This is a genomic window from Alteribacillus sp. YIM 98480, assembly GCF_009765375.1.
GTDB lineage: Bacteria > Bacillota > Bacilli > Bacillales > Marinococcaceae > Alteribacillus.
Window position 1 is genome coordinate 219053 of sequence record NZ_VTOK01000007.1, and the last position, 14227, is coordinate 233279.

At 41.2% G+C, this 14227-nt stretch carries 14 protein-coding genes and 1 other annotated feature; of the genes, 13 read left to right on the forward strand and 1 reads right to left on the reverse strand.

Going from position 1 to position 14227, the window contains the following annotated elements:
• The first annotated feature begins 304 nt into the window (after positions 1 to 304).
• From FZF09_RS11065 to FZF09_RS23055, 7 genes are all read left to right on the forward strand, one after another.
• On the forward strand, positions 305 to 751 hold the full coding sequence (locus tag FZF09_RS11065; RefSeq protein WP_158736653.1) for a MarR family winged helix-turn-helix transcriptional regulator: 447 nt from the start codon (positions 305 to 307) through the stop codon (positions 749 to 751).
• 36 nt (positions 752 to 787) lie between these two features.
• The gene (racE, locus tag FZF09_RS11070; protein WP_158736654.1) at positions 788 to 1591 is read left to right on the forward strand and encodes a glutamate racemase; all 804 of its coding nucleotides are present in this window, start codon (positions 788 to 790) and stop codon (positions 1589 to 1591) included.
• 140 nt (positions 1592 to 1731) lie between these two features.
• Positions 1732 to 2847 (forward strand): GerMN domain-containing protein, encoded by a 1116-nt coding sequence (locus tag FZF09_RS11075; protein ID WP_158736655.1) that lies wholly within the window; start codon positions 1732 to 1734, stop codon positions 2845 to 2847.
• Between the two features lie 234 nt (positions 2848 to 3081).
• Positions 3082 to 3849: a ribonuclease PH gene (gene rph, locus FZF09_RS11080; RefSeq protein ID WP_158736656.1), complete on the forward strand. Its 768-nt coding sequence runs from the start codon at positions 3082 to 3084 to the stop codon at positions 3847 to 3849.
• A complete protein-coding gene (locus FZF09_RS11085; protein WP_158736693.1) occupies positions 3849 to 4436 on the forward strand; it encodes an XTP/dITP diphosphatase in 588 nt (195 codons plus the stop codon). Before rph ends, FZF09_RS11085 begins: the two co-directional genes overlap by 1 nt.
• Positions 4437 to 4459: 23 nt before the next feature.
• Complete coding sequence (locus FZF09_RS11090; RefSeq protein WP_158736657.1) at positions 4460 to 4993, forward strand: metallophosphoesterase family protein; 534 nt, start codon at positions 4460 to 4462, stop codon at positions 4991 to 4993.
• Between the two features lie 611 nt (positions 4994 to 5604).
• Positions 5605 to 5736 carry a hypothetical protein gene (locus tag FZF09_RS23055; protein WP_255450506.1) on the forward strand — a complete coding sequence of 44 codons (132 nt, stop codon included), beginning with the start codon at positions 5605 to 5607 and terminating at the stop codon, positions 5734 to 5736.
• Positions 5737 to 5829: 93 nt separating this feature from the next.
• Here FZF09_RS23055 and FZF09_RS11095 read toward each other — a convergent pair whose 3' ends face one another.
• Complete coding sequence (locus FZF09_RS11095) at positions 5830 to 6498, reverse strand: SOS response-associated peptidase (protein ID WP_158736658.1); 669 nt, start codon at positions 6496 to 6498, stop codon at positions 5830 to 5832.
• Positions 6499 to 6854: 356 nt separating this feature from the next.
• On the opposite strand from FZF09_RS11095, the gene ilvE reads away from it, so the two are divergent.
• The 6 genes from ilvE to leuB all read left to right on the forward strand — a co-directional run bounded on the left by ilvE (position 6855) and on the right by leuB (position 14212).
• The gene (gene ilvE, locus FZF09_RS11100) at positions 6855 to 7760 is read left to right on the forward strand and encodes a branched-chain-amino-acid transaminase (RefSeq protein ID WP_158736659.1); all 906 of its coding nucleotides are present in this window, start codon (positions 6855 to 6857) and stop codon (positions 7758 to 7760) included.
• A 46-nt stretch (positions 7761 to 7806) separates the two neighbouring features.
• Positions 7807 to 8067: a binding site (T-box leader), on the forward strand.
• Between the two features lie 190 nt (positions 8068 to 8257).
• Positions 8258 to 9985 (forward strand): acetolactate synthase large subunit, encoded by a 1728-nt coding sequence (gene ilvB / locus FZF09_RS11105; protein WP_158736660.1) that lies wholly within the window; start codon positions 8258 to 8260, stop codon positions 9983 to 9985.
• Positions 9982 to 10503, forward strand: a complete 522-nt coding sequence (gene ilvN, locus FZF09_RS11110) for an acetolactate synthase small subunit (RefSeq protein ID WP_158736661.1) — start codon at positions 9982 to 9984, stop codon at positions 10501 to 10503. The genes ilvB and ilvN overlap by 4 nt, the downstream gene beginning before the upstream one ends.
• Complete coding sequence (gene ilvC / locus FZF09_RS11115; protein WP_255450510.1) at positions 10485 to 11555, forward strand: ketol-acid reductoisomerase; 1071 nt, start codon at positions 10485 to 10487, stop codon at positions 11553 to 11555. The genes ilvN and ilvC overlap by 19 nt, the downstream gene beginning before the upstream one ends.
• Positions 11542 to 13089 (forward strand): 2-isopropylmalate synthase, encoded by a 1548-nt coding sequence (locus tag FZF09_RS11120; protein ID WP_233269474.1) that lies wholly within the window; start codon positions 11542 to 11544, stop codon positions 13087 to 13089. Before ilvC ends, FZF09_RS11120 begins: the two co-directional genes overlap by 14 nt.
• Before the next feature lie 49 nt (positions 13090 to 13138).
• Complete coding sequence (leuB, locus tag FZF09_RS11125) at positions 13139 to 14212, forward strand: 3-isopropylmalate dehydrogenase (RefSeq protein ID WP_158736664.1); 1074 nt, start codon at positions 13139 to 13141, stop codon at positions 14210 to 14212.
• The last annotated feature ends 15 nt before the right edge of the window (positions 14213 to 14227 follow it).

Here is a 14227-nt window from a genome sequence, read left to right on the forward strand (position 1 = left end):
GTGAGCAAGGCGCTTGCGCTTTTCTTACTATAAGAATGTTTCATTTTATTAAAGGATTAATGTGTAAGTTAAACTCCGGCTTCCGCCATTTGTACTTGGCAGTAAGTCGAGTTTTTTAACATTATGCAAAGATGGTTAATGTAAGCGCCTAAAATTGGGATAGGTGGTAGCGGACGATTATGTAAACCCATAAAATAATTACAAAAGACATTTGAAGAACTTGTGACGTTTCTTCGCAGGTACCTTGCAATGGGACGGGAAAAAAGAGAAAATAGATGCATGAAGGACGACAGGGAGGAAAATCATGACGGATCAAACTCAGGTAGCGGGGATTGAAAAATCTTTAAGGCATGTTTCTTATATAGTGAAACAAAAAGGACGGGAAATTTTAAACAAATTTCCGATTACCCCGCCTCAGTTTGTAGCACTACAATGGCTGCAGGAGGATGGAGATATGACGATTGGTGAATTGTCTAATAAACTGTATCTTGCCTGCAGTACAACAACAGATTTAGTTGACCGAATGGAAAAAAATGAATTAGTTGAAAGAATAAAAGATGAAAAAGACCGGAGAGTGGTGCAAATTCATCTCCTTGAAAAAGGAGAAAGTATCATACGGGAAGTAGTAAAAGAAAGGCAGAATTATTTAGAAAAAGTTTTAAATAGTTTCTCCGAAGCAGAAATAAAAACAATTGAACAAAGTATGATGGTGCTGCACAATAAAATGACTAAAGAAGAACAAAACATTTAACACCAAGAAATCATAGATGAAATTGAGGGACACTTTGTGAATCGACCAATAGGTATTATTGACTCAGGTGTAGGTGGATTAACGGTAGCAAGAGAAATTGCACGCCAGCTTCCAAAAGAAGAAATGATTTATATAGGCGATACGGCGCGCTGTCCATATGGACCGAGACCGGTGGCAGAGGTAAAACAGTTCACATGGGAAATGATTGACCGCCTTTTAGAAGAAAACATAAAAATGCTGGTGATAGCTTGTAATACTGCCACAGCTGTTGTGTTAGAGGAAGTAAGAGAATGGCTTTCCATTCCGGTAGTGGGAGTTGTACAGCCGGGGGCTATCACTGCATTAAAGATAACTACCAATGACCATGTAGCAGTTATTGGAACTGAAGGTACTATCGCAAGCGGTGCTTACGTAAAAGCACTGCACACTATCAACGAAAATGTAACGGTAGACTGTCTAGCATGCCCTCCATTTGTCCCGTTAGTGGAACAAGGACTTTGTGAGGGAGAAGAAGCACTTAATATTGTGACACAGACATTAAAGCCGCTTCATAAAAAATCTTTTGATACTTTAATTTTAGGCTGCACACACTATCCTTTGTTACATGAAGTCATTCAAAAAGCAGTAGGGAAGCATATTTCGTTAATCTCTTCAGGGGATGAGACAGCAAGAGAAGTTAGTACTATTCTCCATTATAAAGAGATGCTGTCCACAAAAAATATACCAAACCACACGTTTTACACGACAGGATCAGCACAGCGGTTTAGAAATGTCGCAAACCGCTGGCTTGATGGAAAAGCAGCTAATGTACAATCGATTCATTTGGGGCAAGTGATATAATATACTGCTGTGAAAGCGAGTAACATAAACTAAAAATGAAAAAATAGTGCCCTATAAACATTTTTGATATAATCGAAGGTCTATTTCTTTCCATGGCTCGTATAAATGATAGTACAAACTGCTCTGGGAGGGAATCTAAGATGAAGACAAAATGGTTTATAGGGACAGCGGTATTCCTGACCGTACCCTTTATTTTACAAGGATGCGGTTTTGGCAATAATGAGGCCACAAATATGGATGAGCCTCCTGAAGAAACAGAAGAAATAGAATGGCAAGAATTTGACGAGATGGAACCAGGAGATGAAACGGAAGCAAATGAAGAAGAGGAAGCTGAAGGCAGCGAAGAGCAAAAGGAAGCTGATGAAGAAGAAGGTAATGGTGAAACGGCGGAGCGGGAGCTGTATTTGATTGATGAAGAAGGAATGGTTGTTCCGCATACCTTTGAACTTCCGGTTCAAGAAGGAACATTAAAACAATCACTAGAATATCTAGTACAGGACGGACCTTTAACATCGATGATTCCAAATGGGTTTCAAGCTGTTCTTCCTCCAGGTACCGAAGTGGATGTAAATTTAAAAGAAGATGGAACGGCAATAGCTGACTTTTCTCCTGAGTTCAGAGATTATGATCCAAAAAATGAACAAGCTATATTGCAGGCTGTCACTTGGACTTTAACTCAGTTTGAAAACGTAGACCAGGTGAAATTTCAAATCAATGGATATGAGCAGGACACAATGCCAGCAGAAAATACTCCTATCGGCGATGCATACAGCAGGGAGAACGGCATTAATCTTGACAGCGGAAGTGTGGCAGATATGACAAATAGTGATAGTGTTACGGTGTATTTTCTTTCACAAACAGGGGATAGTTCCTATTATGTTCCTGTCACACGAAGAGTAGAAAGCTTTGATGAGGCTGAAACGTTAGATGTAACAATTGAAGAATTAATAAAAGGGCCTTCTTCGGCCAGTTCACTTCATGGAGTTATTAGAGAAGGGGCTTCTCTAGAAGATACTCCTTCTATTGATGGAGATACAGCCTCTCTTTTCTTTAATGAAGGTCTTTTAACCGAACAAGAAGGTACCGCTATATCCGATGAAGCTCTTCATGCTATAACTCTTTCGGCTACAGAAGTAGCAGGTGTAGAGAAGGTGGAGTTAGACGTAGAAGGGGCAGAAGAAGTTATTCAAGTCTCAGGCGAATCGCTGAATGGACCCGTGAGCCGGCCTGCATCGGTAAACGCAAATCATTCTTAGCAGAGAAATGAAAAGTTTGCTATAATCAATATCGCTTCCCTAAGGCGGCTCCGCTGCCTTCTTTTTATTGTTGGTCGATAGGTATATAATAATTACTTGTATGGGCTCATAAAATGCCCCCTGCCTTTACACGGCTTATCTTGGCCATGTATATTACTTAAATTGTTAAAACTAAGGCAGTCCGCCATACTGATCTGGCGATAGGCCAAGTTTTTCTAATAGGAGGACATATAAATGACACGAGCAGATGGAAGAGAATTGGATGAATTACGCCCGGTAACAATCGATACGGAATTTTTAAAGCATCCCGAAGGATCAGTGCTTATTACTGTTGGAGAAACAAAAGTAATATGTACAGCAAGCATAGAAGACCGAGTGCCGCCTTTTATGCGCGGGAGTAAAAAGGGCTGGATAGCTGCTGAGTATTCCATGCTTCCAAGAGCAACAGAACAACGAAATATTAGAGAAGCAGCGAAAGGAAAACTTAGCGGACGAACAATGGAAATACAACGTCTTATCGGCCGTTCACTGCGATCGGTCGTAGATTTAACGAAAATTGGAGAGCGGACGATCTGGCTTGACTGTGACGTTATTCAAGCAGATGGAGGGACGCGGACAGCTTCTATAACTGGAGCATTTGTTGCTATGACAATGGCTTTGCAGCAATATAAGAATGATGAAAAAATAAAAACGCTGCCGATTACTGATTTTCTTGCAGCCGTGTCGGTCGGAGTTGACCCTGAGCAAAAAGAATTGCTAGACTTATGCTATACAGAAGATGCTTCGGCAGAAGTGGACATGAACATTGTGATGACTGGAAACGGAAATTTTGTAGAGCTGCAAGGCACTGGAGAAGAAGCATCCTATTCCAGAGAACAGCTGAATCGCCTGTTAGATATCGGAGAAAAAGGGATGAAGGAGCTTTTTCTCATTCAGAAAGCTGTGCTAGGCGATACAGCAGAAAAAATAGGAACAACTACGGAAGAAAAGGAAGCTAAATGATGCAGACAATGATTGTTGCTTCAAAGAACCAGGGAAAAGTTAAAGAATTTCGGAATATATTAGGGCCTGAAATCAAAATAAAGTCTCTGTTAGACATCCCTTTTCAAGATATTGCGGAAACCGGCACAACGTTTGAAGAAAATGCTGCCTTAAAAGCAGAAGCGGTTTATAAAGAGCTTGATACAGCAGCCATTGCAGATGATTCTGGACTTGAAATAGATGCCTTACAAGGCCGGCCTGGAATATACTCAGCCCGTTACGCAGGTCCTGATAAAGATGATGATAAAAACATCGAAAAGGTGTTAGAAGAGCTTACAGGCATCCCAGAAGAAAAAAGATCAGCAAGGTTTGTATGTGTGATTGCAGTAGCAATGCCTGAAAAAACGCATATATTCCGGGGCACGTGTGAAGGCCGGATAGCTTTTTCAAAAACAGGTCAAGCGGGTTTTGGATATGATCCTATTTTTTATGTACCGGAAAAACGTGCAACGATGGCCGAACTTTCTCTTGAGGAAAAAAATAAAATAAGCCACCGCTTTCATGCTCTGCAGCAGCTTCAAAATGAATGGAGCCATATTTTTAGTTAAAGGATAAGGAGAGTCTTTCTATAATGAAATGCTTGATTATTAGTGACAGCCATGGAAGTGAAAAAGAATTAGAAGAAGTTATTTCAAGGCACCAAGAAGAAGTGGACGCTGTCATCCATTGTGGTGATTCGGAATTACAACAGTCTTCTCCGCTGCTGCAGAATACGTATGTCGTCGAAGGGAATTGTGACATTCCCGGTGAATTTCCTGAAGATCGAGCCGAAGATATAAAAGGTGTCCGCGTCTATGTTACACATGGTCATCTGTACAATGTGAAAATGACGCACGTCCCTCTTTCTTATCGAGCAGAAGAAAAAGCTGCTCGGCTTGCTTGTTTTGGACACAGCCACATAGCTGCAGCGTTTGAAGAAAACGGCGTTATATTTGTAAATCCAGGCAGCTTATTACTTCCTAGAGTTCGTCCGGAACAAACATACGCGATGGCTGCTTTTGATATAAAAGGGGCAGCAGAAATACAATTTTTTGAACGGTCAAGCGGTGAGGAAATAAATGAGCTTCGCAAAACCTTCTCAGCCTATGAGAGAAGACCTTACTAGCTAGGATATTCCTAGCTGGATATGGTCAAGCGGAAACATGATTTTATTTAAAATAAGTGGTTGACTTAAGTGCAATAATGTAATATTATAATATGTGTCGCTGAAAACAGCATAATATTAAATATGTCCCAGTAGCTCAGTAGGATAGAGCAACGGCCTTCAACAATAGGAGCCTCTATAAGGAAAAAACAACTTATAGAGTGGACGACACTGTATCGGTGAAACCTTAACAGGTCATGCTGATGGCAATACCGAGGAAACTTACGATCTCTAAAAAGAGATTTAGGGGTTTTGAAGGATCAAGTCGACTTTTAAAGAAAAAAGCTTCTTGATGGTAAAATCCCCAAAGAATAATCAGGCAGCTAGCTGATTATCGTGAGGTTCCGTAGAGACTATACGTGTCGCACCTGAAATGGTGAAGATATAGTCCAGACCACAAACAACACATGTTGGTAGTGAAAGCTAAAGTGGTAAGCTAAGCCGTTGGTCGGGAGTTCGAATCTCTCCTGGGACGCCATACCTTACATAAGCAAAGGATGTCTCTAAGAGTATTTCACCTTAGGGGTGTCCTTTTTTAAATGGTAAGAAATCATAAATATTTGGCGTTTCACATGTCTAGCGCAAGCGCCTACTCGCTCGAGATTCCTTCGGTTGGAAAGCAAAGATCAGCTTTCCATATGCAGATCCTCCAGGACTTGTCGCTCGTGAGCAAGGCGCTTGCGCTTTTCTTATTTTTACTTTAAGAATGTTTAATTTTATGAAAGGATCAGCCAAATTCGAATTTTCTTTTTAAGCGTATTGACCAACACTACATGATATGAAGCAGAGTTAGCAAATTATAAAGGACAGACTAATCCTGCATAGTTGTTTTTAGGATTGTTTACTTCGGTTGATACTTTATATGCTGCCATGAAGGAGGAGTCGACGGGTTTTAACAGCTGAGCTGCAACATATGGATCTTGATTATCAGGGTTGAGCCATTCTTTTTCATTGCTTTTAGTAAGGATGACGGGCATACGTTCATGTATATCTCTCATAAAATCATTTGCTTTTGTAGTGATAATGGTGCACGAAAAAACATTCTCCCCCTTTTTATTTTTCCATTTTTCCCATAAACCAGCAAATCCAAATACTTCTTCGTTTTTTAAATAAATACGATAGGGCTGTTTGTTTCCGTTCTCTGTTTTCCATTCGTAAAAACCATCTGCTGGTACAATGCAGCGCCGCTTTTTAAGTGCATGTTTAAAACTACTTTTCTCATGCAGTGTTTCTTTTCTTGCGTTAATCATTTTATATCCAATTTTTTCATTTTTGGCCCAAAATGGGATCAATCCCCATCTTAATGGACCAAGACGATTAAACTGTCCATCGTTAACGATGGCTAAAATGTTTTGAGAAGGTGCTATATTATAGTCTGGCTCATGTTCCTTTATTGCCGCATGATTCACCTGGAAATGATGTTGTATATTATGTAAGTTAACGACCAGCGTAAATCTTCCACACATAGGAACGTCCTCCTTAATAGTAATTCTTTCCATCCTCAATATACTTTTTTCAACCAGCTTGCACAAATATTACCTGTAAACGGAGCTCTTTATCTAAATATTTTTAAAAAATTTTTAAACTCCTCTATACCCGATTGCATTTGAGTGTAAACGCATACATTATACATTTATTAATTTGAATCGTCTAATAATTTTTAAAAAGTGGTTGACCAGAAAAGACAAACGGCGTATTATAATCGTCAAATACGTTTTTTGTCGCTAACAAAAACACATTTGCCTCCCTGACAAAATACAGTTTATAGTGGGGCATTCAAAATAGTAATTTATTTTACCGAGCACATCAGGGGTGATTAGAAGTGGGTGAGCAATGGATATATTTAAATGGGGAATTTGTAAAGAAAGAAGATGCAAAAATTTCCGTATATGACCACGGTTTTTTATATGGAGACGGTGTTTTTGAAGGCATTCGTGTCTATAACGGAAATGTTTATAAGTTAGAAGAGCATCTTGTACGTCTTTACAATTCAGCCAAGTCCATCATGCTTGAAATACCTTACACTATGGACGCAATAACCGAGATCATTATTGAAACGCTAAGAAAAAACGAATTAAATGATGCATATATTCGTTTAGTTGTTTCTCGCGGAGTAGGCAATCTCGGACTTGACCCTGCTTCCTGTAAAGCACCCCAGCTAATCGTAATAGCAGAGGAATTAGCCATTTATCCTAAGGAGTTATATGAACACGGACTTGAAATTGTTACGGTGGCCACAAGACGAAACAGGCCTGATGTATTGAGTCCAAAAGTGAAATCATTAAATTATCTTAATAATATATTAGTAAAGCTAGAAGCAAGCCTCGCGGGTGTTAGTGAAGCTCTTATGCTGAATAACGAAGGCTATGTAGCTGAAGGATCAGCTGACAATATTTTTATCCTTCGTGAAGGAGTTCTCTATACACCGCCTGGATATATCGGAGCTTTAGAAGGTATTACCCGGCAGGCTATTATTGAACTTGCTGAAGACTTGGGATATGCATTAAAAGAAGAACCATTCACCCGCCATGATGTTTATACAGCGGATGAAGTCTTCTTAACAGGAACAGCGGCAGAAGTCATTGCAGTTGTGAAGGTAGATGGCCGTCTCATTGGTGATGGGAAGCCAGGACAAGAAACACAACGTCTGCTTGACGCTTTTCGTCAGAAAGTGGTAGAAGACGGTGTGAAAGTTTACCCTTCATCTTCGGAGGTTGAAGTCGGGTGAAAATTCATAAAAAATCGTGAAATTTTTAAAATTATTTGTTATGATAAGAAACACGAAGAAGAGGAAAAGTAATTTTCGGTTTCAGGTATCAACAGAGAGCCGTGAAAGCTGAGATGCGGTGATACTACCGGAAATGAACTCACCTCGGAGTGCTTTTGTGAACGAACTTTCAACTAGCAGAAGCCGGGTGTCGATGTACATTCCCCACCCGTTATCAAAACAGACAGAGAATGAACTCTGTTGCGAGGCGGCTGTTTAGCCGTGAAGAAGGGTGGTACCGTGAAAAGCAAATCTTTTCACCCCTTCGGTCAGGTGATACCTGGTCGAAATGGGTGGGAAGATTTTTTTTTTACACTGTTAAGCATTTAAATAATGAGATGGTTAACAGTATAAGTAAAAGCTACGGCATTCAACGTACAGGACGTACTGGCAAAGTCGAGTTTTTCTAACGATCAAGAAATAGAAAAGCCTTAACCGGTAATAAGGAGGAAGCAGAGATGAGTCCAAAATTAAAAGAGGCGGATGGACGCGAATTGAAAACCGAAAATCAAGAAATGACAGGATCAAGTATGCTCATACAAGCATTGGCAAGGGAAAAAGTGGATGTCATCTTTGGTTATCCAGGAGGAGCCATTCTTCCTACCTACGATGAAATTTATCGAACCGGAATCCGCCATATTCTCGCGCGTCATGAACAAGGCGCCATTCATGCAGCGGAAGGGTATGCCAGAGTATCAGGTAAACCAGGAGTTTGTGTAGTTACTTCTGGGCCTGGGGCAACCAACGTAGTAACAGGTATTGCTGATGCTATGATTGATTCCTTGCCAATGGTCGTCATTACTGGCCAGGTTGCAACTTCAGTGATTGGCACCGATGCCTTTCAGGAAGCCGATGTAGTTGGTGTTACGATGCCGATTACAAAACATAATTTCCAAGTCCGTGATGTAGAAGAGCTTCCTAGGATTATAAAAGAAGCTTTTCATATTGCAACGACAGGGCGGCCGGGTCCGGTTTTGATTGATTTACCTAAGGATGTTTCTACGGCAAGCGGCTTTTTTAACTATGACCAAGATGTAGATCTCCCAGGTTATCAACCGACAGTAACGCCGAATAAACATCAAATTAAAAAATTAGTTGAAGCTGTCACTAAAGCTGAAAAGCCTGTAATATTAGCCGGAGCAGGTGTGCTTCATTCTGGCGCTGCCAAAGAATTGCTTGACTATGTAGAACAGCAGCAAATTCCGGTTTCAAGCACTTTGCTTGGACTAGGAGCGTTCCCTGGAAACCATAAGCTCTCTTTAGGGATGGCTGGAATGCATGGAACCTACACATCAAACATGGCCCTGCATGAGACAGATCTATTAATCAGCATAGGAGCAAGGTTTGATGACCGTGTAACAGGAAACCTCAAACATTTTGCACCTGGGGCTAAAGTAGCTCATATTGATATTGACCCGGCAGAGATTGGAAAAAATATCGAAACATCTATTCCAGTAGTAGGGGATGCAAAAGAAGCTCTCCGGATGCTTTTCGAAGCAAAGGGAACGCCATGTGAATGTACACAATGGAAAGAGCAGCTTAATGAATGGAAACAAGAATATCCGCTTTGGTATAAAGAAGAAGACAATTCTTTAAAGCCGCAGCGGCTTATCGAAATGATTTACGAAGAAACCAAGGGAGAAGCAGTAGTCACTACCGATGTAGGGCAGCATCAAATGTGGGCAGCTCAATACTACAAGTTTGACAAACCGAACTGCTGGGTGACTTCCGGAGGTCTCGGCACAATGGGATTTGGATTTCCTTCTGCGATTGGGGCACAATTTGCTGAGCCGGATAAACAAGTCGTAGCCGTTCTTGGAGATGCAGGATTTCAAATGACAGCACAAGAAATGTCGATTTTGCAAGAATTAAATCTTCCTGTAAAAATTATTCTTGTCAATAACGCCTCTCTTGGCATGGTGCGGCAATGGCAGCAGCTGTTCTATGAAGAACGCTATTCCAACTCTCTCTTCCCGGTTCAGCCGGATTTCGTGAAAATGGCCGAAGCTTATAATATTAAGGGTTGGAAGGTTGAAGATCCAAATGAAATGCAAGGAGCATTAAAGGAAGCATTAAACTACGAAGGGCCTGTTTTGATGGACTGTCGTGTTCATAAAGATGAGAATGTTTATCCGATGATTGCTCCTGGAAAAGGTCACCATGAAATGGAGGGAATTAAGCCGTGAAACGAACAATAATAGCGACAGTAAACAACACATCCGGAGTGATGAACAGAATAACCGGCCTGTTTGCCCGCAGGCACTTTAACATTGAGAGTATTACGGTTGGAATGACGGAAAACCCAGCTGTTTCACGTATGACTTTTGTAGTTAATGTCGATGATCAGCGCGGCTTAGATCAAGTTATTAAGCAGTTAAATAAGCAAGTAGATGTATTAAAAGTTCGGGATATTACCGATGATGCGATTGTTGCAAGAGAGCTTGCCCTTATTAAAGTGGTGGCTGCTCCGCAGCATCGCGGAGAAATATCCGCTCTTGCAGAACCTTTCCGAGCATCTATCGTTGATGTCGGCAGAGAAAGTGTGACTCTGCAGGTCACTGGTGATCAGCAAAAGGTTGAAGCATTGATTGACCTACTGAAACCATACGGGATAAAAGAACTAGCCCGTACAGGCATTACCGCCTTTAAACGGGGAACCAAGAAAAGTGTTTTTGAGAGCCCCAAATATTCTATTATCAACTAAAAAATTATTTTAAAGGAGAGAGAAGAATTATGGCACAAGTATTTTATAACGGAGATGTAAATGAAGGAATCTTACAAGGGAAAACAGTAGCTGTTGTAGGTTATGGTTCCCAGGGACACGCACACGCGCAAAACCTAAGAGAAAGCGGAGTGGAAGTAGTAATTGGTTTGCGTAAAGGTAAATCTTGGACAAAAGCAGAAGAAGACGGCTTTGAAGTTTTAACTGTAAGAGAAGCTTCTGCAAAAGCAGACGTTATCATGATTTTGCTTCCGGATGAACTTCAGCCGACTACTTATAAAAATGAGATTGAACCAGAATTAACTGAAGGAAAAGCGTTAGTTTTCGCTCACGGATTTAACATTCATTTTAATCAAATCGTTCCTCCATCCGATGTGGATGTATTCATGGTAGCTCCAAAAGGGCCGGGACATATCGTTCGACGCACTTTTGAAGAAGGCGCTGGAGTACCTGCACTTATCGCAGTTTACCAAGATGCAAGCGGTCAAACAAAAGATGTTGCTCTTGCATATGCAAAACAAATTGGAGCTGGCCGTGCAGGAATTATGGAAACGACTTTCCAAGAAGAAACAGAAACAGACTTGTTTGGTGAGCAGGCTGTCCTTTGCGGCGGAACTTCTGCACTCGTTAAAGCTGGCTTCGAAACATTAGTTGAAGCAGGATATCAGCCAGAAGTTGCTTACTTTGAGTGCTTGCACGAAATGAAACTGATCGTTGACTTAATGTATGAAGGCGGTCTTGAAGGTATGCGCTACTCCATTTCTGATACAGCGCAATGGGGTGACTTCCAAGCTGGTCCTCGTGTGATTACTGAGGATACAAAAGATGCTATGCGTGATATTCTTACTGATATTCAAACAGGTCGTTTTGCAAAAGGCTGGATTCTTGAAAACCAAGCAAACCGTCCAGAATTTAATGCTACAAATGACCGTGAAAATAATCACTTGATTGAAGAAGTCGGCCGTGAATTGCGTGAAATGATGCCGTTTGTTAAAGGCAAATCAAAAGGAGTGGTGGGTAGTGCGAAAAATTAACGTTTTTGACACGACGCTTCGTGACGGAGAACAATCTCCTGGTGTGAATTTGAATTTTGAAGAAAAGCTTCAAATTGCTGCTCAGCTGGACCGTCTCGGTGTAGATATCATCGAGGCCGGTTTCCCGGCTGCTTCAGAAGGAGATTTCCAATCGGTAAAAGCAATTGCCGAGACAGTGAAAGGGAGTTCTGTTACTGGGCTTTCCCGTTCAGTAAAAAAAGAAATCGATGCGGCGTGGGAAGCGTTAAAAGGCGGGGAGGAGCCAAGACTGCACGTGTTTATCGCTACTTCCCCGATCCACATGACTCATAAACTTCGCATGACACCAGATCAAGTCATTGAAAATGCTGTAGATTCTGTGAAATATGCTAAGCAGCGGTTTCCTCGTGTACAATGGTCAGCAGAAGATGCTTGCCGATCGGATATTGACTTTTTAGCCAGAATAATCGAAAAAGTTATTGATGCAGGCGCAGAAGTGATTAATCTGCCAGACACTGTCGGTTATATTACCCAAGAAGAAATCCGTCATATGTTCACGTATTTGCGTGAAACGGTCCCAAACATTGACAAAGCAATTCTCTCCACCCACTGCCACGACGATCTAGGAATGGCTGTCTCTAACTCTTTAGCAGCCGTTGAAGCCGGAGCCGGACAAGTAGAGTGTACGATCAACGGAATTGGCGAGCGGGCTGGAAACGCTTCACTTGAAGAAATTGCTGTCGCGTTAAAGATACGAAATGATTTTTATAATGCGGAAACCGGCTTGACATTAAATGAAATTAAACGAACCAGCAGTCTTGTCAGCAAGTTAACAGGAATGGTGGTTCCAAACAATAAAGCAGTTGTCGGGGACAACGCGTTCGCTCATGAGTCTGGTATTCACCAAGATGGTGTATTAAAAGAATCATCAACGTATGAAATTATTACCCCGGATTTAGTAGGAGTAAGCGCGAATCGTATGGTTCTTGGCAAACTTTCTGGACGCCATGCTTTTAAAGAAAAAATTGAATCACTTGGTTACAACGCAACAGAAGAGGAATTAAACAAAGTGTTTAAAGCTTTCAAAAGTCTTGCGGATAAAAAGAAAGAAATTACTGACGAAGACATTTTCGCTTTAATGACAGAAGAAAAAGCAGGGGAAGCAGTTAAATACTACGAAGTAGAAGCACTTCAAGTAAATTACGGCACTAATAACATTCCTACAGCTGCAGTTACCATGCTGAACCCTGAAGGAGAAACCATCCAAGAAGCAGCAACTGGGTCTGGCAGTGTAGAAGCAGTTTATAACACTATTGAACGTATTATAGGTAAAGAAGTGAAGCTAAAAGATTATAGAATCCAATCGATTACAGGCGGACGGGATGCTTTAGCAGAAGTTTATGTACAAATTGAGTATGAAGGCGAAGAAGCATCTGGCCGTGGTACTGCAAACGATGTATTAGAGGCTTCGGCAAGAGCTTACATTAATTCCGTCAATCGGGTGCTGAATCGTAAAAAATGGCCGCGCCCAAAAACAGAAAAAATTCATGTATAGTTATATGCATTAAAATTACTCACGGGATTGCACAAGGGAGAGGAAATAAATGAATAAAACAATTACAGTACTTCCTGGCGATGGAATCGGTCTAGAAGTTGTAAATGCTGCCACTGCTGTACTTGATAAAACAGGGGAATTGTACGGACATCAATTTGAATATCAATTTGCAGACATTGGGGGAACATCTATCGATAAAAACGGCACACCGCTCCCCCAATCTACAATTGATACGTGTTTAAAAAGTGATGGTGTTCTCCTTGGTGCAGTAGGTGGACCGAAGTGGGATAACCTTCCAGGCAGCGAACGCCCGGAAAAAGGTTTGCTAGGCATTCGAAAAGCATTAAGTTTGTTTGCAAACCTTCGTCCTGTTACCGGACATGAAAGTTTAACCGATTCTTCTACTCTACGAAAAGAAGTAGTAGACAACGTAGACCTTATGATTGTACGTGAACTGACAGGAGGCCTTTATTTCGGTGAACCGCAGGAGCGCCGCGATGTAGATGGGGAAGAAGCTGCGGTAGATACCTTGCAGTATAAAAAGTCTGAAATTGAAAGAATTGTCAAGCAAGCGTTTGAATTAGCAAAGGTCCGTCGAAAAAAATTGACCTCAGTAGACAAAGCAAATGTATTGGAATCGAGCAGGTTATGGAGAGAAACAGCTGAGGAAATAAGCAAAGACTATCCGGAAGTAGAACTTGATCATATGCTCGTGGACAATGCGGCCATGCAGTTGATCCGTGACCCAAAACAATTTGATGTTATTGTTACCGAAAACATGTTTGGTGATATTTTAAGCGATGAAGCTTCTATGCTGACTGGTTCTTTAGGTATGCTTCCATCTGCGAGTATAGGAAGTGAAGTACCTGGTTTATATGAGCCCGTTCACGGTTCAGCTCCAGATATTGCTGGAGAAGGAAAAGCCAATCCATTAGCGGCTATAGCTTCTGCTGCAATGATGCTGAAGTATTCCTTTGGAATGCATGAAGAAGCAGCAGCAATCGACCGTGCTGTTGCTACTGTGTTAACAGATGGCCACCGTACAGGTGACATTGCTAAAGAAGGAGAAACAATCCTTTTAACAGATGACATGTTAGAAAAAGTCTTAGAAGCTTTGAAATAAGAAGAGCTTAAACGT

What these genes read in the sequence shown, in the direction of transcription:
- FZF09_RS23055 (WP_255450506.1), top strand. Translation starts at nt 5,605, where the DNA reads ATGTCTAGCGCAAGCGCCTACTCGCTCGAGATTCCTTCGGTTGGAAAG.
- leuB (WP_158736664.1), top strand. Translation starts at nt 13,139, where the DNA reads ATGAATAAAACAATTACAGTACTTCCTGGCGATGGAATCGGTCTAGAA.
- FZF09_RS11075 (WP_158736655.1), top strand. Translation starts at nt 1,732, where the DNA reads ATGAAGACAAAATGGTTTATAGGGACAGCGGTATTCCTGACCGTACCC.
- FZF09_RS11090 (WP_158736657.1), top strand. Translation starts at nt 4,460, where the DNA reads ATGAAATGCTTGATTATTAGTGACAGCCATGGAAGTGAAAAAGAATTA.
- FZF09_RS11065 (WP_158736653.1), top strand. Translation starts at nt 305, where the DNA reads ATGACGGATCAAACTCAGGTAGCGGGGATTGAAAAATCTTTAAGGCAT.
- FZF09_RS11085 (WP_158736693.1), top strand. Translation starts at nt 3,849, where the DNA reads ATGCAGACAATGATTGTTGCTTCAAAGAACCAGGGAAAAGTTAAAGAA.
- FZF09_RS11095 (WP_158736658.1), bottom strand. Translation starts at nt 6,498, where the DNA reads ATGTGTGGAAGATTTACGCTGGTCGTTAACTTACATAATATACAACAT.
- rph (WP_158736656.1), top strand. Translation starts at nt 3,082, where the DNA reads ATGACACGAGCAGATGGAAGAGAATTGGATGAATTACGCCCGGTAACA.
- ilvB (WP_158736660.1), top strand. Translation starts at nt 8,258, where the DNA reads ATGAGTCCAAAATTAAAAGAGGCGGATGGACGCGAATTGAAAACCGAA.